This window comes from Halopseudomonas sp. L-58 (assembly GCF_056859475.1).
Window position 1 is genome coordinate 1 of record NZ_JBSXON010000045.1, and the last position, 19,479, is coordinate 19,479.

At 60.8% G+C, this 19,479-nt stretch carries 17 protein-coding genes and 1 pseudogene; 8 read left to right on the plus strand and 10 right to left on the minus strand.

Annotation, left to right across the window (positions count from 1 at the left end; translation table 11 throughout):
- Window positions 1-129 (plus strand): annotated as a pseudogene (locus tag AC13EY_RS04935) (IS5-like element ISCARN85 family transposase); the annotation flags it as partial.
- Between the two features lie 221 nt (window positions 130-350).
- On the opposite strand, the gene AC13EY_RS04940 reads toward AC13EY_RS04935, so the two are convergent.
- The 10 genes from AC13EY_RS04940 to AC13EY_RS04985 form a co-directional block, all read right to left on the minus strand.
- Window positions 351-1,475, minus strand: a complete 1,125-nt coding sequence (locus tag AC13EY_RS04940; RefSeq protein WP_233048800.1) for an aminotransferase class V-fold PLP-dependent enzyme — start codon at window positions 1,473-1,475, stop codon at window positions 351-353.
- 186 nt (window positions 1,476-1,661) lie between these two features.
- On the minus strand, window positions 1,662-2,267 hold the full coding sequence (locus AC13EY_RS04945) for a TetR/AcrR family transcriptional regulator (protein ID WP_088276230.1): 606 nt from the start codon (window positions 2,265-2,267) through the stop codon (window positions 1,662-1,664).
- Between the two features lie 103 nt (window positions 2,268-2,370).
- Window positions 2,371-3,237: an ABC transporter permease subunit gene (locus tag AC13EY_RS04950; RefSeq protein ID WP_228245712.1), complete on the minus strand. Its 867-nt coding sequence runs from the start codon at window positions 3,235-3,237 to the stop codon at window positions 2,371-2,373.
- Entirely contained in the window at window positions 3,234-4,133 is a 900-nt protein-coding gene (locus AC13EY_RS04955; protein ID WP_088276228.1) for an ABC transporter permease subunit, read from the minus strand. The genes AC13EY_RS04950 and AC13EY_RS04955 overlap by 4 nt, the downstream gene beginning before the upstream one ends.
- On the minus strand, window positions 4,130-5,266 hold the full coding sequence (locus AC13EY_RS04960) for an ABC transporter ATP-binding protein (RefSeq protein ID WP_228245713.1): 1,137 nt from the start codon (window positions 5,264-5,266) through the stop codon (window positions 4,130-4,132). The genes AC13EY_RS04955 and AC13EY_RS04960 overlap by 4 nt, the downstream gene beginning before the upstream one ends.
- Before the next feature lie 135 nt (window positions 5,267-5,401).
- Window positions 5,402-6,493 (minus strand): polyamine ABC transporter substrate-binding protein, encoded by a 1,092-nt coding sequence (locus AC13EY_RS04965; protein WP_200818459.1) that lies wholly within the window; start codon window positions 6,491-6,493, stop codon window positions 5,402-5,404.
- A gap of 117 nt (window positions 6,494-6,610) precedes the next feature.
- Complete coding sequence (locus AC13EY_RS04970) at window positions 6,611-7,705, minus strand: extracellular solute-binding protein (protein ID WP_335599278.1); 1,095 nt, start codon at window positions 7,703-7,705, stop codon at window positions 6,611-6,613.
- 116 nt (window positions 7,706-7,821) lie between these two features.
- Complete coding sequence (locus AC13EY_RS04975; RefSeq protein ID WP_228245715.1) at window positions 7,822-9,186, minus strand: aspartate aminotransferase family protein; 1,365 nt, start codon at window positions 9,184-9,186, stop codon at window positions 7,822-7,824.
- A 62-nt stretch (window positions 9,187-9,248) separates the two neighbouring features.
- Window positions 9,249-10,595 carry a glutamine synthetase family protein gene (locus AC13EY_RS04980; RefSeq protein ID WP_088276224.1) on the minus strand — a complete coding sequence of 449 codons (1,347 nt, stop codon included), beginning with the start codon at window positions 10,593-10,595 and terminating at the stop codon, window positions 9,249-9,251.
- A 7-nt stretch (window positions 10,596-10,602) separates the two neighbouring features.
- On the minus strand, window positions 10,603-11,364 hold the full coding sequence (locus AC13EY_RS04985) for a gamma-glutamyl-gamma-aminobutyrate hydrolase family protein (protein ID WP_228245716.1): 762 nt from the start codon (window positions 11,362-11,364) through the stop codon (window positions 10,603-10,605).
- Window positions 11,365-11,641: 277 nt separating this feature from the next.
- Between AC13EY_RS04985 and AC13EY_RS04990 the strand changes: the two genes are divergently transcribed.
- From AC13EY_RS04990 to AC13EY_RS05020, 7 genes are all read left to right on the plus strand, one after another.
- Window positions 11,642-13,063 carry a glutamine synthetase family protein gene (locus AC13EY_RS04990; protein WP_088276221.1) on the plus strand — a complete coding sequence of 474 codons (1,422 nt, stop codon included), beginning with the start codon at window positions 11,642-11,644 and terminating at the stop codon, window positions 13,061-13,063.
- A gap of 65 nt (window positions 13,064-13,128) precedes the next feature.
- Window positions 13,129-14,388, plus strand: a complete 1,260-nt coding sequence (locus AC13EY_RS04995) for an NAD(P)/FAD-dependent oxidoreductase (RefSeq protein WP_269688183.1) — start codon at window positions 13,129-13,131, stop codon at window positions 14,386-14,388.
- Window positions 14,389-14,400: 12 nt separating this feature from the next.
- Complete coding sequence (locus tag AC13EY_RS05000) at window positions 14,401-15,027, plus strand: TetR/AcrR family transcriptional regulator (protein WP_269688182.1); 627 nt, start codon at window positions 14,401-14,403, stop codon at window positions 15,025-15,027.
- The gene (locus AC13EY_RS05005) at window positions 15,028-15,807 is read left to right on the plus strand and encodes a M90 family metallopeptidase (RefSeq protein WP_285677308.1); all 780 of its coding nucleotides are present in this window, start codon (window positions 15,028-15,030) and stop codon (window positions 15,805-15,807) included.
- A gap of 164 nt (window positions 15,808-15,971) precedes the next feature.
- Window positions 15,972-16,850 (plus strand): N-carbamoylputrescine amidase, encoded by an 879-nt coding sequence (aguB, locus tag AC13EY_RS05010; protein ID WP_482876485.1) that lies wholly within the window; start codon window positions 15,972-15,974, stop codon window positions 16,848-16,850.
- A 4-nt stretch (window positions 16,851-16,854) separates the two neighbouring features.
- Complete coding sequence (gene aguA / locus AC13EY_RS05015; protein ID WP_269688179.1) at window positions 16,855-17,955, plus strand: agmatine deiminase; 1,101 nt, start codon at window positions 16,855-16,857, stop codon at window positions 17,953-17,955.
- Between the two features lie 141 nt (window positions 17,956-18,096).
- A complete protein-coding gene (locus AC13EY_RS05020) occupies window positions 18,097-19,452 on the plus strand; it encodes a hypothetical protein (RefSeq protein ID WP_269688178.1) in 1,356 nt (451 codons plus the stop codon).
- The last annotated feature ends 27 nt before the right edge of the window (window positions 19,453-19,479 follow it).

Below are 19,479 nucleotides of genomic sequence, written 5' to 3' on the forward strand. Positions count from 1 at the left end.
GAGGTAGAGCGTCTGTTTCGGCGCTTGAAAGGATTTCGCAGAATTTTCTCCCGCTTTGAAAAGCTCGATGTCATGTTCATCGGCTTCGTTAATTTTGCCCTGATCGTTGACGGACTGAGGTTGTGTTAACAGGCCCTAGCCAGCGGCAAGCCACAAGCTACAAGCTACAAGCAAACCCGCGCGGTGTTCAGCCGTGCGGGTTTTTTTACGGTTGCATGGGGGCAGATAGTGGACGGGTGTAACAGCAGGGCCGCATGCAGCGCAGCCGCCATTTTCCAGCGCAAAAACAAAACCCGGCATCGAGACCGGGTTTGCTTGTAGCTTGCAGCTTGAGGCTGCGCTTGGCTCGCCTACAGCGCAGCAAAGGCCTCCCGCAGCGTGGCAACCGTGCGTTCGGGGTTGTGCAGCTTGTCCAGGCCGAACAGGCCGAGGCGGAAGGTCTTGAAGCCTTCCGGTTCGTCGCACATCAGCGGTACGCCGGCTGCGGTCTGCAGGCCGAGCGGGGCGAAGGCCTTACCGCTCTGGATACCGTCGTTGTCGGTGTAGCTGACGACGACCCCGGGGGCGCCGAAGCCGTCAGCCGCAACACTCTTGTAGCCCAGCTCCTGCATTAGCTCGCGCACGGCGGTGCCGAGCGCCAGTTGTTCCTGCTTGACCTTGGCGAAGCCGTAGTCGCGGGTTTCGAGCATGGTATCGCGGAAGGCCTTGAGGGCATCGGTCGGCATGGTGGCGTGGTAGGCGTGGCCGCCGTTCTCGTAAGCCTGCATGATCTGCCGCCACTTCTTCAGGTCGGCGGCAAAGCTGGTGCTGGTGGTCTGTTCCAGAACCTGCTCGGCGCGTTCGCTGAACATGATCAGGGCGCTGCACGGGGAGGCGCTCCAGCCCTTTTGCGGCGCGCTGATCAGCACGTCGATACCGCAGGCCTGCATGTCGACCCAGACGGTGCCGGAGGCGATGCAATCGAGGACGAACAGGCCACCGACTTCGTGTACGGCATCGGCAACCGCGCGCAGGTAGTCATCCGGCAGAATGATACCCGCGGCTGTTTCGACGTGCGGGGCGAATACCACATCCGGCTTGCTGGCGCGAATCTCGGCGACAACCTGGTCAATCGGCGCCGGGGAAAACGCGGGCTGGTTGCCGGTATCGGATTTGACCGCCTTGAGTACGGTCTCGCTGGCCGGGATGCGTGCCATCTCGAAAATCTGACTCCAGCGATAGCTGAACCAGCCGTTACGAATGACCAGACACGTCTTGTCCTGGGCAAACTGGCGCGCAACGGCTTCCATACCATAGGTGCCACCACCGGGAACCACTGCCACTGCGTGGGCGTTGTACACGCTCTTGAGCGTAGTGGAAATGTCACGCATGACCTGCTGGAAGGTTTGCGACATGTGATTGAGCGAGCGATCGGTAAAGACGACCGAGTATTCCAGCAAGCCTTCGGGATCGATGGCGGGAACCAGTTTGGACACGGGGTTTCTCCAGACGGTTGACAGGAAACGCCGGCTTTGCCTGCGTTGATGTGCTGACAATCCTACCCCGATTCCGGGCCGGACGCAGTTCGGAAAAGCGGCGTTTTGTTAACTCCGGGAACAGTTGCCCGGGCGCGTATCCGTTTCGCCCAGGTTGTGCGCCCAGACTGGATTGGCGGGGGGGGCTCAGCCGGTCAGCATTGACCAGCAGGTTTCGCAGGCAGCCTTCAGGTCTTCCGGCTGCAAGACCAGCAGGCCTTCGCGTTCGCACTTGACCAGATTGGCAAAGCTGCCCCAGACCATGGCCATGAGTACTTCGGCCCGCAGGTCGCGACGGTAGATGCCTTGCTCCTGATACTGCCGATATTGTCTGACCAGCGGGGTAAAGAACTGCTGTTCGAGTTGCCGGCTCTGTTCGTCCAGATAGGGTCGGTGATCCTGCATCTCGAGAAAACGATAGGTGTCCGGATGCTGGCGGCTGTAGTCGATCATGCGCTGCCAGACAATGTCGAACTGCGCCCGGGCCGGCAGGCTGCGATCGAGACCGTCGAACAGCAGGTCGCGTTTGAACTGTCGCTGGCTGCGGAACAGTTCGTTGACCAGGGCCTCCTTACTGCTGAAATAGCGATAGATGGTGCCGGTACCCACCTGTGCCTGTTCGGCCAGGGCAGGTATTGGCACACCGTTTACGCCACCGGCGGCAAATACCTTCAGGGCCGCGTCCAGAATGGCCTGGCGTTTGTCCCTGATGCGCGGTCGGGCTGCTTTCCCGGTTTCAGTCGGTGTCTTCATGTTGGCATTCTAGCGACCAGCGCCGGGTTTGTGCAGAGTGGGGAGGGGGGGCTGTTAACGGCAAACGGGGCAGTCTGACTGCCCCGTGCTTGCCGCGATTTGATCAGTTACGACGGCTGTCGATAACCGCTTGCCAGGTGATGACGTCCTCGTCCTCCGGCGGCTGCGAACGGCGCTTGTCGGCGCTGCGCGCAATCAGCCAGCCGATCAACGTGAAGATCGACACGGCGAGCAGGATCAGACTGGCGACCGCATTGATTTCCGGCTTCACGCCCAGACGCACGGCGGAGAATACTTCCATCGGCAGGGTGGTGGAGCCCGGGCCGGATACGAAACTGGCCAGTACCAGGTCATCAAGCGACAGGGTAAAGGACAGCAGCCAGCCAGCGGCGATCGATGGTGCGATCATCGGCACGGTGATCAGCAGGAAGGTCTTCCACGGGCGCGCGCCGAGGTCCATTGCGGCCTCCTCGATCGACTGGTCAAGCTCGCTCAGGCGACCGCTGACCACGACTGCCACGTAGGCGGTACAGAAGGTCACGTGGGCGATCCAGATGGTCACCATGCCGCGCTCTGCCGGCCAGCCGATCATCTGCGCCATGGCGACGAACAGCAGCAGCAGCGACAGACCGGTAATCACCTCGGGCATGACCAGCGGCGCAGTGACCAGCCCTGAAAACAGGGTGCGGCCCTTGAAGCGCTTGATGCGGGTCATGACGAAGGCCGCCAGGGTGCCGAGCGCCACCGCCGCTGTGGCGGTGAAGAAGGCTATCTGCAGGCTGCGTTTGACCGCATTCATCAGCTGGGTGTTGTCCAGCAGACCGACATACCAGTGCACCGACCAGCCGCCCCAGACGGTAACCAGCCGGGAGGCGTTGAACGAGTAGATCACCAGAATGATCATCGGCAGGTAGATGAATACCAGGCCCAGCCAGAGCATCAGGGTGGAGAAGTTGGGGCGCTTGCTCATGCTTTTTTCTCCATTTCCTTGGCCTGGTTGTAGTGGAACAGCACCAGCGGGACGATCAGGATAACCAGCATGACAATGGCGAGCGCCGAGGCAACCGGCCAGTCACGGTTGTTGAAGAATTCCTGCCAGAGTACCTTGCCGATCATCAGGGTTTCCGGGCCGCCCAGCAGTTCGGGGATAACGAACTCACCGACCACCGGAATGAACACCAGCATGGAGCCGGCGATGATGCCGGTTTTCGACAGCGGCACGGTAATGCTCCAGAACGCCTTGATGCGACCGGCGCCAAGGTCCATGGCTGCTTCGAGCAGGCTGTGATCGTGCTTGACCAGGTTGGCGTACAGCGGCAGCACCATGAACGGCAGGTAGGCGTAGACCACGCCGATATAGACTGCCGTGTTGGTGTTGAGGATCTGCATCGGCTCGCTGATCAGACCCAGACTCATCAGGGTGCTGTTGAGCAGGCCGTTGTTGCTGAGGATACCCATCCAGGCGTAGACGCGGATCAGGATCGCGGTCCAGGTCGGCATCATCACCAGTAGCAGGTAGACCAGTTGCTTTTCGCGCGGCGCCCGGGCGATGGCATAGGCCATCGGGTAGCCGACCAGCAGGCAGATCAGGGTCGAGAAAAAGGCAATTTTCAGCGAACCCAGATAGGCGGACAGGTAGAGACCGTCCTGGCTGAGGAAGATGTAGTTGCCGAGGTTGAGCATGACGTTGAGCTTCTGCTCGACGTACTGGAAGATCGGCTGATAGGGCGGAATGGCGATCGCGGCTTCCGAAAAGCTGATCTTCAGCACGATGGCGAAGGGCAGCAGGAAGAACAGGAACAGCCAGAGATAGGGGACGCTGATGACCCAGAAGCGCCCCGGCGGTGTCAGGCGTGGCATTTTCATGAGTGCAGAATGACCCCGCTGTCGTCTTCCCAGCTGATGTACACCTCGTCCTCCCAGGTCGGGCGAGGCAGGCGACGCTCGGAGTTGGCGAAGAAGGCCTGGACCATCTTGCCGCTGTCGAGCTTGATGTAGTAAACCGAGTGGCCGCCGAGATAGGCGATGTCATGGACTACGCCGTGGGAGCTGTTGTACTCGCCCTCGGGCTTCTCGGTGCTGACCCAGACTTTCTCCGGGCGCAGGGCGTAGATGATGCTCTTGTCCTGGGCGCGGGTGGTGATGCCGTGGCCGACGTAGATCGGCTTGTCGAGGCAGTCGCACTGGATGATCGCGTGGTCTTCCATGTCGGCGCTGATCTCGCCTTCAAAGATGTTCACACTGCCGATGAACTCGGCGACATGACGGCTGACCGGGCTTTCATAGATATCCATTGGCGTGCCGACCTGGGCAATCCAGCCCTGGTGCATGATGGCGATACGCTGGGCCATGGTCATGGCCTCTTCCTGGTCGTGGGTGACCATGATGCAGGTCACGCCGACGCGCTCGATGATCTCGACCAGCTCCAGTTGCATCTGGGTGCGCAGCTTCTTGTCCAGCGCGCCCATGGGTTCGTCCAGCAGCAGGACTTTCGGACGCTTTGCCAGCGAGCGGGCCAGGGCCACACGCTGACGTTGCCCGCCGGAGAGCTGATCCGGCTTGCGCCGCGCGTACTCGGTCATGTGCACGAGCTTGAGCATTTCCTTCACGCGCTCGTTGATTTCGGCCTTTGGCAGTTTGTCCTGCTTGAGGCCGAAGGCGATGTTCTGTTCGACTGTCATATGCGGGAACAACGCGTAGGACTGGAACATCATGTTGATCGGGCGCTCGTAGGGCGGCAGATCGGTGATGTCCTGACCATCGAGCAGTACGCGGCCCTCTGTTGGGCGCTCGAAGCCGGCGAGGATGCGCAGCAAGGTCGACTTGCCCGACCCCGAGCCGCCGAGCAGAGCGAAGATTTCGCCGCGATTGATGCTCAGACTGACGTCGTCTACCGCCAGCGCTTCATCGAACCGCTTGCTGATGCGCTCAATCTTCACAAAGTCATTGGGCTCGGCCTTGGCCATTGCCTGTTTCATGGCTCCTGCTGCACCAACCATAGTCGTCTCCGGATCTCTTTCCACCTGTGCAGCACCGCTGCACACAAAGATATTGGCGGGCCGCCGCAGCGGCACCTTGCGTGTTTGTTCTGTTGATTCAACAAGGGGCTGCCGGAAGGCAGCCCCTTGAGTGTCTTACTGACCTGACTTGATGCGGCTCCAGGTGCGGGTCATCAGTCGCTGTGCGGCCATCGGACGCGGCACGTTGACGTAGAGTCGGCTCATCACCTCGTCGCTCGGGTAGATCGCCGGATCATTGCGCACTTCCGGGTCAACCAGCTCGTCGGATGCCTTGTTCGGGTTGGCGTAGGCAACATAGTCGGTGATCGGTGCGATTACGTCCGGGCGCAGGATGTAGTTGATGAAGGCGTGGGCTTCTTCCGGATTCGGCGCATCCTTCGGGATGGCCATCATGTCGAACCACAGGGCAGTCCCTTCCTTCGGAATGATGTAGTTGATCTCGACGCCGTTCTCGGCTTCCTCGGCGCGGTAGGCGGCCTGGAAAACATCGCCCGAGTAGCCTGCCGCGACACAGATGTCGCCGTTGGCCAGATCGGAAATGTAGCGCGAGGAGTGGAAGTAGGTGATGTACGGACGAACCGCCAGCATCAGTTCTTCGGCCTTCTTCAGGTCATCGGCATCGCTGCTGTTCGGGTCCAGGCCGAGGTAGCTCAGCGCTGAGGGCAGCATTTCATCCGCCGAATCCAGCACGCTCACGCCACAGCTGGCCAGCTTGCTGGCGTATTGCGGATCAAAGATCAGCGCCCAGGAGTCCAGCGGTGCGTCGTCACCGAGAGCGGCTTTAACCTTCTCGACGTTGTAGCCAATACCGTTGGTGCCCCACAGATAGGGAATGGAGTGCGCGCTACCCGGGTCGATGCTTTCCATTTGCTTCATCAGTTCGGGATTGAGGTTGACCATGTTGGGCAGCTTGCTGTGATCAAGCTCAAGGTAGACACCGGCCTTGATCTGCTTGGTCAGGAAGTTGTTGGACGGTACGACGATGTCGAAGCCGGAGCGACCTGTCAGCAGCTTGGCATCGACCACTTCGTTCGAGTCATAGACGTCGTAGGTCACCTTGATGCCGGTTTCCTTCTCGAAGTTGGCAATGGTGTCCTCGGCGATGTAGTCCGACCAGTTGTAAATGTTCAGTTGGCCTGCGGCATGCGTGACACCGGCTCCGCCCAGCAGGGCGGCAGTGGTCAGTGCCAGCAGCGACTTTTGCATTGGATGCTTCATGGTGTCTCCTGATTCGGACACCGGCTTGCGCCGGGCCCTTCTGGTTTCTGGTCGATGCAGGAGGGGAGTCCTGCAGTCGACCGTTTCTTGTTACTTTCTTTGGCGTTACTGACCGGACTTGACGCGCGTCCAGACACGGGTCCGGGTGCGCTCGATGTTGGCCGGCAGCTCTGCCAGAGTAAAGAGTTTGGCCAGGGTCTCGTCGCTGGGGTATACGCCCGGATCGGTTAGCACGCTTTCATCAATCATCGGCTTGGAGGCCGCGTTGCCATTGGCATAGGCAACATAGTTGGATATGCCGGCGATCACCTCGGGGCGCAGAATATAATCCATAAACGCGTAGGCGTTATCGACATTTTTTGCGTCCTTGGGAATGGCCATCATGTCGAACCACATGGCCGCGCCTTCCTTCGGAATCACGTAGCTGACTTCTACCCCGTTTTCGGCCTCTTCAGCCCGCGCTGCGGCCTGCAGAATATCCCCGGACCAGCCAACCGCAACGCAGATGTCGCCATTGGCCAGATCGGTAATGAACTTGGAGGAATGGAAATAGGTGATGTGCGGACGCACGCTCATCAGCAGCTCCTGGGCCTTCGGATAATCCGCAGCGTCGGTGCTGTTCGGGTTCAGCCCGAGGTAGAACAGGGCAGACGGAATAATCTCGGCCGGTGCGTCCAGGAAGGCGACGCCGCAGGAGGCCAGCTTCTCCATGTTTTCCGGCTTGAATACCAGATCCCATGAGTTCAGCGGTGCATCTTCGCCCAGCACAGCCTTGACCTTCTCGGCGTTGTAACCGATGCCGGTGGTGCCCCACAGATACGGGAAGGCGTACTGGTTGCCAGGGTCGTTGGTTTCCAATGCCCTGAGCAGCGTCGGATCCAGATTTTCCCAGTTCGGCAGCTTGCTGCGGTCCAGCGGCAGGAAGGCGCCAGCCTTGATCTGCTTGCCGAGGAACTGGTTGGAGGGGACGACGATGTCGAATCCGGAGCTGCCGGAGAGCAGCTTGGCTTCCAGTACTTCGTTGCTGTCGAACACGTCGTAGACCGGGCGGATGCCGGTTTCCTTCTGGAAGTTGTCGAGCGTGTCCTCGGCGATATAGTCCGACCAGTTGTAAACGTTTACCACTTCCTCTGCGGTGGCTGCGGTGCTGATGGATACAGCAGTGGCTGTTGCCAGCAGGGTCTTGCCCAGATGTTTCATCATCGTTTCAACTCTCCATCCATTGTTTGGAAACGCGGTGTTGGCATGGGTGCCATTTCGGTGAGCGAAAAAGGCACCCTACAGGCCAGCATAGCCGCTGGTCGGACTCGGGGCGATCAGACTCCCAGTTGCTCGGCTACCAGATCCAGCACCTTCCAGGCCTTGTCGACCAGTTCGTCGATTTCGGCGCGGCTGATGATCAGCGGCGGCGACATGATCATGGTGTCGCCGACCGCGCGCATCACCAGACCGTTGGCGACGCACAGATCACGGCACAGTGTGCCAACGGTACCCTTGTCCGGGAAGCGCTCACGGGTTGCCTTGTCCTTGACCAGCTCGATGGCGCCGAGCAGGCCGACACCGCGAACTTCACCGACCAGGCGATGTGCTGCCAGGCCGGCAATCTTGTCCTGCAAATACGGTGCCGCTTCGTTACGAACGTAGTCGACAATTTTCTCGTCGCGCATGATGCGCAGGTTTTCCAGGCCGACGGCCGCGGATGCCGGATGACCGGAGTAGGTGTAGCCGTGGTAGAACTCGCCGCCGTGCTCGATCATGGTTTCGGCAACGCGGTCGCTGACGATCACCCCGCCCATCGGCAGATAGCCCGAGGTCATGCCCTTGGCGATCGGCATCAGGTCGGGCTGCAGGTCATAGTGCTGGCTGGCGAACCACTGGCCGGTGCGACCAAAGCCGCAGATCACCTCGTCGATGACCAGCAGGATCTCGTACTTGGCCAGAATGCGCTTGATTTCCGGCCAGTAGGTATCCGGCGGAATGATCACGCCGCCGGCACCCTGAATCGGCTCGGCGATGAAGGCTGCGACCTGATCGATGCCCAGTTCGAGAATCTTGGCTTCCAGCTGCTGGGCCGCCCAGATGCCGAACTCGTCCGGCGACATGTCACCACCCTCGCCATACCAGTACGGCTGCGGGATGTGCACGATACCGGGGATCGGCAGGTCACCCTGTTCATGCATTACCGACATGCCGCCGAGACTGGCGCCGGCTACCGTCGAGCCGTGATAACCGTTGATACGGCTGATGATGGTTTTCTTGGTTGGCTTGCCCTTGAGGTCCCAGTAGCGGCGCACCATGCGCAGCACGGTATCGTTGGATTCGGAACCTGAGCCGGTGAAGAACACATGATTCATATGCTCAGGTGCGACTTCGGCGATAGCCGTGGCCAGCTCGATGGCCGGGGGGTTGGCGCACTGGAAGAAGCTGTTGTAGTAGGGCAGCTTCAGCATCTGCTGGTAGGCGGCCTCAGCCAGTTCCTTGCGGCCGTAGCCGATATTCACGCACCACAGACCGGCCATGCCGTCGAGCACCTTGTTGCCTTCGCTGTCCCAGAGATACACGCCCTCGGCGCGCTCGATGATGCGCGTGCCGCGCTCACCCAGCTCCTTGTGGTCGGTAAAGGGGTGCAGATAGTGGGCGGCGTCCATGGCCTGCAGTTCGGCGGTATTGAGTTTGCTCATACGGTACTCCGGTTTCCGTGGTGTCGCTGCCCTCCGGCAGCGACCGTTACAGGGTTGAGGGATCAGACGGACAGCAGCAGGAACTCGCGCTCCCAGGAGCTGATCACCCGTTTGTAGTTTTCGTGTTCGGCGCGCTTGACCGCCACATAGCCGCGGCAGAACTTGCTGCCGAGCACTGCTTCAATGTCCTTGCATTGCTCCATGCGCTCCAGTGCCGATTCGATGGTCAGCGGCAGGCGCAGGTTGCGGCGTTCATACGCGCGGCCCTTGACCGGTGCCGACGGTGACATGCGGTTTTCCATACCCAGGTAGCCGCACAGCAGACTGGCCGCAATGGCAATGTAGGGATTGGCATCTGCGCCGGGCAGGCGGTTTTCGACCCGACGGTTCTGCGGGTTGGAGTCCGGCACGCGCAGGCCGGCGGTACGGTTCTCTTCACCCCACTCGACGTTCACCGGTGCCGAGGTGTCGGGCAGGAAGCGGCGGAACGAGTTGACGTTCGGCGCGAACAGCGGCAGCACTTCCGGGATGTAGCGTTGCAGACCGCCGATGTGGTGCAGGAACAGCTCGCTCATGCTGCCATCATCATTGGAGAAAATATTCTTGCCGGTCTTGGCGTCAACGATGCTCTGGTGCAGGTGCATGGCGCTGCCCGGCTCATTGGTGATCGGCTTGGCCATAAAGGTCGCGGTCATATCGTGCTTGAGCGCAGCCTCGCGCATGGTGCGCTTGAACACCTGAATCTGATCGGCCAGATGCAGCGGGTCACCGTGACGGAAGTTGATTTCCATCTGCGCGGTGCCTTCCTCGTGGATCAGGGTGTCCAGATCCAGGCCCTGAGCCTCGCACCAGTCGTACATGTCTTCGAACAGCGGGTCGAATTCGTTGGCGGCGTCGATGGAGAAGGACTGGCGGCCGGTTTCCTGGCGGCCGGAGCGGCCGATCGGCGGCTGCAGCGGCAGGTCCGGGTCTTCGTTGCGGCGGGTCAGATAGAATTCCATCTCGGGCGCGACGATCGGCTTCCAGCCCTTTTTCTCATACAGCTTGAGCACGGTCTTGAGGACGTTGCGCGGCGCCATCTCGATGGGATTGCCCATCTTGTCAAAGCAGTCATGGATGATCTGCGCGGTCGGTTCCAGTGCCCACGGCACCATGAACATGGCGGTCTCGTCCGGCTTGCAGATCATGTCGATATCGGCCGGGTCGAGCAGGTCGTAATAGATGTCATCTTCTACATAGTCGCCGGTAACCGATTGCAGCAGGATGCTTTCGGGCAGACGCATGCCTTTCTCCGAGATGAACTTCATGGTCGGAGCGATCTTGCCGCGGGCAATACCGGTCAGGTCGCCCACCATGCATTCCACTTCAGTAATCTTGTTTTCTTTAAGCCAGCTTTCAATCTTGTTCATAACCGCCTCAGGAGTGTCGCGACGCACGGGCCCGGCAGGCGTTTCCGAACGCCTGGAAGATCGACAGGTAAAACGGATTGCGGGTTACCTGCCATTCGGGGTGCCACTGTACGCCGAGAGCGAATTGGGTTGCCTGGCTGACCGAGAAGGCCTCAATCAGTCCATCGGGTGCTGTCGCTTCAGGCTGCAGACCGGCTCCCAGTGTAGCGACTCCCTGAGTGTGCAGGGAATTGACCTGAGCCGAGCTGCAGCCTGAAATTTCGTAGAGCAACCCCCCGGGCTCAAGACGAACCTCGTGAGCTGGGCCATACTGAATGTCGACCGGCTGATTCTTGTCCTCGCGGTGTTCGATATAACCGCCGACTTCGTACAGTCGCTGATGCAAAGTGCCGCCAAAGGCGACGTTCATTTCCTGAAAGCCTCGGCAGATGCCGAGTACCGGAACGCCGTGGTCAATTGCGGCGCGAATCAATGGCAGGGTGGTCGCGTCGCGCTTGGGGTCGTGCTTGGTGCCTTCGGCGCTACCCGGCCCGCTGTAATGATGGGGCTCAACGTTGGACGGCGAGCCGGTAAACAGGATGCCGTCCAGCAGGTCCAGCAGCTGATCGCTGTCCAGTCGCTCGCCCAGGGCCGGAATCAGCAGCGGCAGGCCGTTGGCACCGTCCACGACGCCGAGAATGTATTTCTCGCCGACGATGTTGAAAGGGTGCAGCCCGAGCTGTTCCGAGCAGCAGACGATACCAATGACGGGTTTGCGTACGACGGACATTTGATGTTCCAGCAAGTCAGAGACAAAGTGAATGCGAACCGATTGTTGTTCGTTTTTTCGTACAATAGCAATAAAAAATAATTAACACAAAGAGCAAAAATAACGAACACGCGAGGTAGTCATTTTGGTCTTTAACGCCCGTCTGTGGCCTTTTATAGGGCAGTGCGCACCATGTTTGTGCGGTATCAGTTCTATTGACTCCGAAGGGCCTTTCGGATTAACTCACATCGTGTAAGTTCTGTGATTGATATATTTTACAAATAACAGGTGAAATCCCATGCAGCCCCAAGCCGGAGCGGATGCTGTAACCGCCGTCCCCGCCACGCCCAGTGAGCCGGTAGGCATCCAGGAAGCGGAGGCCTTTCTGGCCGCGCATCCGGAAACCCATTTTATTGACCTTCTTATTGCCGATATGAACGGTATCGTGCGCGGCAAGCGCATTGATCGTTCTGCGTTGGCCAAAGCCTTCGAGAAGGGCATCGCATTGCCGGCATCGGTCTTTGCGCTGAACATTCAGGGTACGACCGTAGAAGAGACCGGTCTCGGTCTGGAAATCGGCGATGCGGACCGCATTTGCCTGCCGATTCCCGGAACCCTGACGGTTGAACCATGGCAGAAGCGTCCAACCGGACAACTGCTGATGACCATGTACGAGCTGGACCGCAAGACCCCCTTCTTCGCCGACCCCCGCTATGTTCTGCAACGTATCGTAGAACGCTTCAAGGATCTCAAGCTGACCCCGGTGTCTGCCTTCGAGCTGGAGTTCTACCTGATTGACCAGGAGAACATTACCGGCCGCCCGCAGCCGCCGCGCTCTCCGATGTCCGGCAAGCGTCCCAATTCGGTGCAGGTCTATTCCATGGATGATCTGGACGAATACGCCGAGTTCCTTGAGGACGTCATCGAAGCTGCCCACGAGCAGGGCATCCCCGCTGACGCCATCGTGGCCGAGTCGGCACCGGGGCAGTTCGAGGTCAACCTGCACCATGTTGATGATCCGGTTAAGGCCTGTGACTTCAACGTGCTGCTCAAGCGGGTGATCAAGAACGTGGCCTACGACCATGAAATGGATACCACTTTCATGGCCAAGCCTTATCACGATCAGGCCGGTAACGGTATGCACGTGCATATCAGCCTGATGGACGAGAACGGCCGCAATGTCTTTGCGCCCAATGCCGACGGCAGTTTGAGCGATCGCCTGCGCTGGGCTGTTGGTGGCCTGCTGGAAACCCTGCCGCAGTACATGGCCTTCCTGTGTCCGAATATCAACTCCTATCGTCGTTTCAGCCCGAGTTTCTTCGTGCCCTGTGCGCCGACCTGGGGTATTGATAACCGCACCGTGGCAGTCCGTGTGCCCGGTGGCGACCCGGAGGCAATGCGTATCGAGCACCGCCTGGCCGGCGCCGATGCCAACCCGTACTTGCTGATGGCAGCATTGCTGTCGGCCATTCACTACGGTATCAGCAATCAGGTCGAGCCGCCGGAGATGACCGAGGGCAACGCTTACGATCAGCATGAGCCGTCGCTGCCGACCAACCTGCGTGATGCGCTGCGTGAGCTGGAAGCCTCCGAGGTAATGAAGGAGTATATCGGCGAGGAATATCTCGACGTATTTGTACTCTGCAAGGAAAGTGAGATGGAGGAGTTCGAGAAGACCATTTCCGACCTTGAGTACATGTGGTACCTGCACACCGTCTGACCACGTCGTGGCCAATCACAATCCCGCCCTCCGGCGGGATTGTTCGTTATGCGAGAGCCTTTGTGATGAACGATTCCTGGTATCGGGCCAGCGTGCCCGCCGTTCCGCCCCGCGCACAGCTGCAGGGTGTGCTGGATGCGGATGTCTGTATTGTCGGCGCCGGTTTTACCGGCCTGTCTGCGGCGCTGGAGCTGGCCGAGGCCGGGCGCAGCGTGATTGTGCTCGAGGCAGAGGATGTCGGCTGGGGCTGCTCGGGTCGTAATGGCGGGCAGATCAATCCCGGGGTGGCCTGCGATCATGCCAGGGTGGTTAGTGAGCTGGGCGAGCAGGACGCTCGCCGCGTCTGGCAGCTCGGGCTCGATGGTGTAGACCTGCTGCGCGACCGGGTCGAGCGCTACGGCATCGACTGTGATCTGAAGTGGGGGATTTTGCTGGTTGCCAACAAGGCGCGGCAGGTTCCCGAGTTGCGGGCCTGGCAGCAGGAGCTGGGTGAGCTTGGCTACGACCGGCTGGAGTTTCATGATCGGGCGGCGCTGCAGGGCTTGCTGAACGCGGATTATCAGGCCGGCGTGATGGATTTGGGTGGTGGCGATCTGCACCCGCTCAAGTATGTACAGGGGCTGGCTCGTGCTGCCGAGCAGGCCGGTGTGCGCATTTTCGAGCGCTCCGCGGTCCGCAGCTATCGCGAGCAGCGCGGGCAGGTTCAGGTTTGTACGGCTGGCGGTCAGGTACGCGCCGGTCATCTGCTGCTGGCGGGTAACGCCTACCTCGGCAAGCTGCTGCCCTGGTACCGCAAGGGCTTTATGCCGATCGGCAGTTACATCGGTGCGACTCGGCCGCTCGGCGATCTGGCCGAACAGTTGATTCCCTCCCGCGCAGCGGTCTGCGACATGAACACCCTGATCGATTATTACCGGCTGACGCCGGATAACCGTCTGCTGTTCGGTGGGCGCGCCAGTGCCCGCGATGCCCGTCCCGATGCATTGCGCCAGACCATGCGTGAGCGCATGGCGCAGGTGTTTGGGCAACTGGCGGGTGAGGATTTCGAATACCTCTGGGGTGGTCAGGTCGCGATGACCATGAGCAAGGCGCCGGTGTTTGGTCGGCTGGGGCCGCGGGTGCTGTTTACCCAGGGCTATTCCGGACAGGGCGTGGCGCTGGCCGGATTGGCGGGCAAGCTGATGGCCGAGACGGTGCTGGGCGATGCCCGCAACTTTGACCTGATGGCGCGCTGGCGTCATCTGCCGGTTCCGCCGGGTGCGCCGCTGCAGACCGCTATCCGGGCGCTGGCGCTGCTGTGGTATCGTCTGCAGGACAGTCGTTGATACGGAACCCCTATGAGCAGATCCGCCCCGAAACGCCGCGCCAGCAGTCAGGAACGGATCGACCGTATCCTCGAGGCTACCACTGCGCTGCTTGACCAGGGCGGGCTGAGCGCGCTGTCGATCTACGCCATCGCCGAGCAGGCCGACATTCCCCCGTCTTCGGTGTATCACTTTTTTCCTCAGGTCAGCGACGTGCTGGCGGCGCTGGCCGAGCGCCTGTTCCTTGAGCTGGACGGGATTCTCCAGATACCTCCAGTCTCCCACCCGTCCAGCTGGATGGCGCTGGTCGCCGACATCGAACAGCGTTTTCAGGACTATTACCGCGGCAATCCGGCCGCCCGTGAGCTGCTGTTGGGCGGGCATGATCTGGCCGCCATTCGCCAGGCCGACCAGCAGCACGATCAACTGCTGGGGCGGCGGTTTCAGCAGTGCTTGGCCGAGGTCTTCGTGCTGCCGCCGTTGCCGAATGATGTGGATATCTTCGCGCTGGCCATGCAGGCGGCAGACAAGCTGCTCGCCGTCGGTTATCAGCAGTCTGGCGAGTTGAGCGACCCCATTTGCCGTGAAGCAACACGGCTGATGACCGCCTACCTGGGCGTCTATCTGCCGCCGGTACTGGCGCGGGTCGAGGGGCGCTGAGTGGGGCTGGTGCGCTGGTGGCGTGAGCGCAGCGAACAGCGTCGCTTGCAGCGTGTGCAGGGTGAGCTTGATCCGGCCCTGTGGCAGCAGGCGCTGGGTGACTGGCCCTGTTACCGGCACCTGAGCGCGGCCCAGCGTGAGCGTCTGCATGACACCGCGCTGCGTTTTTTGCTGCGCAAGCATCTGCATCCGCTGGAGGGTGTTGAGCTGGACGATGTTCTGCGTTTGCGGGTCGCCGGAATGGCTGTTCTGCCGGTGCTGGAGATTGGTTTGCACTGGTACGACGGCTGGCAGACCCTGGTGCTCTACGACGGTCCGTTCCGCACCCGGCAGCAATGGCGTGACGAGGCCGGCGTGGTGCACGAAGCGGTGCGCGAGCTGAGCGGCGAGGCCTGGTTGCATGGCCCGGTGGTGCTGTCGCTGGAGGATGTTCGCCATTCTGGGCAAGCGGACGGCTTCAACGTGGTTATTCATGAGCTGGCGCATACGCTGGATATGCGCTCATCCGCCGCCAATGGTTCGCCGCCGCTGCACCGCGGCATGAGCCAGGCCGATTGGGCGCGTGACATGCAAGCCGCCTGGGATGATCTGGCCCAGCGTGCCGAACGCGGTGAGCACCTGCCCCTGGATGCCTACGCGCTGGAGGCGCCGGCCGAGTTCTTTGCCGTGTTGTCGGAGAGCTTTTTCGAATGCCCACAGGTGCTGCACCGCAGCTGGCCTGCAGTCTACCGGCATCTGGTCGATTTTTATCGGCAGGATCCGCTGCGCTGGCATGCCTGAGCGGTGGTGGTGCGCAGGCAGCGCTATGCTTATGGCTGATGTTATGCCGGCTTTCTCGTTAAATATCGGCGAGGCGGCGGGAAAGTCATTGTCAATCAGTTTTTAATTGGTTATAAGTCGATAAATATCGGCTTTTTGTCGAATTCTACCTTCAGGAGAGCGTCATGACCCGTACCGTTACCGTAGCCGCAACCCAGATGGGCTGTTCCTGGGATCGTCAGGCCAACCTCGCACAGGCAGAAAGGCTGGTGCGTGAGGCGGCAGCCAAGGGCGCGCAGATCATCCTGATTCAGGAGCTGTTCGAAACCCCGTACTTCTGTCAGAAGCCCAATCCGGACTACCTGCAGCTCGCGACGCGGGTTGAAGACAACCCGGCGATCAGGCACTTTCAGGCGCTGGCCAGGGAGCTTGAGATCGTGCTGCCGATCAGTTTCTTCGAGCTGGCCGGGCGGGCGCGCTTCAACAGTGTTGCCATCATTGACGCCGACGGCAGCAACCTGGGTATCTACCGCAAGAGCCATATTCCCGATGGCCCCGGCTACCACGAGAAGTACTACTTCAACCCGGGTGACACCGGCTTCAAGGTCTGGCAGACCCGCTACGCCAAGATCGGCGTCGGTATCTGCTGGGATCAGTGGTTCCCCGAGTGTGCCCGCAGCATGGCGCTGATGGGGGCCGAGCTGCTGTTTTATCCGACTGCCATTGGCAGCGAGCCGCATGATCACAGCATCAACTCGCGGGATCACTGGCAGCGCGTGCAGCAGGGCCATGCCGGCGCCAACCTGATGCCGCTGATTGCCAGTAACCGCATTGGCCGCGAAGAACAGGATGGCTACGACATTACCTTCTACGGCTCGTCCTTTATCGCCAATCAGTTCGGTGAAAAGGTGCAGGAACTGAACGAAACGGACACCGGCGTGCTGGTGCAGACCTTTGATCTGGACGAGCTGGAGCACATCCGCAGCGCCTGGGGTGTATTCCGCGACCGCCGGCCAAACCTGTACGGCCCGGTCAAAACCCTGGATGGCGAGCTGGAGTCCTGAGCCGATGTTCAACCTGCATACCACGCCACGCCACGATGGCTACTTCATGCCCGCCGAGTGGGCGCCGCACAGCCAGACCTGGATGATCTGGCCTGAACGGCCGGACAACTGGCGCCAGCAGGCGGTGCCGGCGCAGGCCGCCTTTGCCGCCGTGGCGCAGGCGATAGCCGGCTTTGAGCCGGTCACCGTTGGCGTCTCGGCGGCGCAGTATGTCAGCGCCTGTGCCCAGCTGGATCATCCGGGTATCCGAGTGGTTGAGCTGAGCAGCAACGATGCCTGGGTACGGGATACCGGCCCGACCTTTGTCATCAACGGTCAGGGCGGATTGCGCGGCGTCGACTGGACCTTCAACGCGTGGGGCGGCGAGCTGGGTGGCCTCTACAGCGACTGGGCGCTGGACGATCAGGTGGCCAGCAAGATTCTGTCGATGGAGCGCTGCCCGCGCTATCGTACCGAAGGCTTTGTGCTTGAGGGCGGCTCAATACACGTTGACGGCGAAGGCACGCTGATCACGACCGAGGAGTGCCTGCTCAACCCCAATCGCAATCCGCATCTGCAGCGAGAGGAAATCGAGTTCAGGCTGGCCGAGTATCTGGGTATCAGCAAGGTCATCTGGCTGCCTGAGGGCCTGTTCAATGACGAAACTGATGGGCACGTCGACAACTTCTGCTGTTTCGTTCGCCCGGGTGAAGTGTTGCTGGCCTGGACAGATGATCCAGACGACCCAAATTATCCGCGTTGTCAGGCGGCGGCTGCTGTGCTGGCTGCCGAGCGCGATGCGCAGGGCCGTGAGCTTGTCATCCACAAAATTCCGATTCCCGGGCCGCTTCATGCAACCGCTGAGGAATGCGCGGATGTGCTGGTGGTGGAAGGCAGTCAGCCCCGTGACCCGACCATTCGTCTGGCGGGATCCTACGTCAACTTTCTGATCGTCAACGACGGCATTGTCGCGCCCAGCTTCGATGATCCGCTTGATGCCGAGGCGCTGGAGGTGCTGCAGCGGGTGTTTCCCGAGCGCAGGGTGGTTATGGTGCCGGGGCGGGAAATCCTGCTCGGCGGTGGCAATATTCACTGCATTACCCAGCAACAGCCGTTGGTCGGGTAGGCCAAGCGGACCTGGCTCACATACCCGGTTCGAGTACTGGAGCCGGATCGGGTCAGCGGGCATAATCAGCGGGCACCACTACGGAGCCGGGCGGTCAAGCTCGGCGGTCTCAGGATGTCTATCCGTCCAGAAGGAATTTCCATGTCGTTTACCAAGTCCCTTCCCTTTCCGCTGATTCGCGGCGCTGCAGCGCTGGGTATGGCGGTCACCCTCGCCGGTTGCGCCGCAACCCAAGGCACCAGCGGCTTTGACGCTTCCGGCCAGGCGCGTCTGCAGGGCGAAATCACCAGCAGCAGTCCGGTGAACTTCAGCGATGGTTCGCACCACCAGGTGTTCGCGCTCAAGCTCAAGCAGGGTGATCTGGTGCGTGTGCAGCAGAGCGGTGCGCTTGACGGTGCGGTACTCACCCTCGTCGACGAGCGCAATCAACTGGTCAATGGCCCTAACCAGGGCGCGCTGCACCTGACCCCTGAAGCCGACGGTACCTATCGTCTCGGTGTCAGCGGGAGCAGCCCGAGCACGTTCGGTCCCTTCCAGCTGAGCCTGGAAAAGGTCACTCCACGCAACAGCGGCGCGCTTGAACTGGATCAGTCGGTGTTTGGCCTGCTGACCCGTAATGGCAACGCCAACACCTACACTCTGAATGTGGCCGAGGCCGGTCTGTACGAAATCCTGATGACCTCCGATGAGCTGGATACCGTACTCAAGCTCAATGGCGGAGCAGTCTCTGCCGAGGATGACGACAGCGGCGGCGGTACCAATTCGCGCATTACCGTGCAGCTGGAGCCGGGTACCTACCAGGTCACCGCAACCGCTCTGGATGATCCGGCAGAGGGCGCCTACGACCTGAATGTCACCAGTCGGCCGTTGCCGGAGGGCGTTGAGCTGGTTAATGGCGGGCCGATCGAGCTGGGTGCCAGCATTACCGGTCTGGCCGACAGCAGCCCGAAGGTCTACAGCCTGACCATCACCGAGCGCGCGCTGCTGCGGGTGGTCATGTCCTCGCCGGTGGTTGACAGCTACCTCAGCCTGCAGGGGCCGGGGGTTGACGTTACCGATGATGATGGCGCGGGCAACAACCTGGATGCCGGCATCACCACGCTGGTCAGTCCCGGCACCTACCGCCTGAGTGCGTCTACTGCCGACGGCAGTGCCGGTCTGTTCACCCTGACTACGGCGACCCAGCCGGTCAGCGGCAGCGGTTCAACCCTGCGTCCGGGGGAAGCGGTCTCCGGTTCGCTGGCCGGTGCCAGTGCCGAAAAGACGCTGGTGATCAGCGAGGCGGGTGCCTACAAGGTCGAGCTGTATGCCGGTGACTTTGACGCCATGCTCAGACTGAGCGGCAACGGTGTCGAACTGGAAGATGATGATGGTGCGGGTGGTACCAACTCGCGTATCAGCAGCTATCTGGAAGCTGGCCGTTACACGCTGACTGCCAGCAGCTATGACAACAATGGTCGTGGCAGCTTTGTGATCAGCGCCGAGCGCGAGCAGTAAGAGGTAAGGCCGGCAGCCCGCTCGGGC

Excerpts from the sequence above, each read along its gene's own strand:
- AC13EY_RS04995 (WP_269688183.1), top strand. The coding sequence starts at position 13,129 with ATGAACGATTCCTGGTATCGGGCCAGCGTGCCCGCCGTTCCGCCCCGC.
- AC13EY_RS04970 (WP_335599278.1), bottom strand. The coding sequence starts at position 7,705 with ATGAAACATCTGGGCAAGACCCTGCTGGCAACAGCCACTGCTGTATCC.
- AC13EY_RS04955 (WP_088276228.1), bottom strand. The coding sequence starts at position 4,133 with ATGAAAATGCCACGCCTGACACCGCCGGGGCGCTTCTGGGTCATCAGC.
- aguB (WP_482876485.1), top strand. The coding sequence starts at position 15,972 with ATGACCCGTACCGTTACCGTAGCCGCAACCCAGATGGGCTGTTCCTGG.
- aguA (WP_269688179.1), top strand. The coding sequence starts at position 16,855 with ATGTTCAACCTGCATACCACGCCACGCCACGATGGCTACTTCATGCCC.
- AC13EY_RS04960 (WP_228245713.1), bottom strand. The coding sequence starts at position 5,266 with ATGGTTGGTGCAGCAGGAGCCATGAAACAGGCAATGGCCAAGGCCGAG.
- AC13EY_RS05000 (WP_269688182.1), top strand. The coding sequence starts at position 14,401 with ATGAGCAGATCCGCCCCGAAACGCCGCGCCAGCAGTCAGGAACGGATC.
- AC13EY_RS04945 (WP_088276230.1), bottom strand. The coding sequence starts at position 2,267 with ATGAAGACACCGACTGAAACCGGGAAAGCAGCCCGACCGCGCATCAGG.
- AC13EY_RS04985 (WP_228245716.1), bottom strand. The coding sequence starts at position 11,364 with ATGTCCGTCGTACGCAAACCCGTCATTGGTATCGTCTGCTGCTCGGAA.
- AC13EY_RS05020 (WP_269688178.1), top strand. The coding sequence starts at position 18,097 with ATGTCGTTTACCAAGTCCCTTCCCTTTCCGCTGATTCGCGGCGCTGCA.
- AC13EY_RS04965 (WP_200818459.1), bottom strand. The coding sequence starts at position 6,493 with ATGCAAAAGTCGCTGCTGGCACTGACCACTGCCGCCCTGCTGGGCGGA.
- AC13EY_RS04980 (WP_088276224.1), bottom strand. The coding sequence starts at position 10,595 with ATGAACAAGATTGAAAGCTGGCTTAAAGAAAACAAGATTACTGAAGTG.
- AC13EY_RS04975 (WP_228245715.1), bottom strand. The coding sequence starts at position 9,186 with ATGAGCAAACTCAATACCGCCGAACTGCAGGCCATGGACGCCGCCCAC.
- AC13EY_RS04990 (WP_088276221.1), top strand. The coding sequence starts at position 11,642 with ATGCAGCCCCAAGCCGGAGCGGATGCTGTAACCGCCGTCCCCGCCACG.
- AC13EY_RS04950 (WP_228245712.1), bottom strand. The coding sequence starts at position 3,237 with ATGAGCAAGCGCCCCAACTTCTCCACCCTGATGCTCTGGCTGGGCCTG.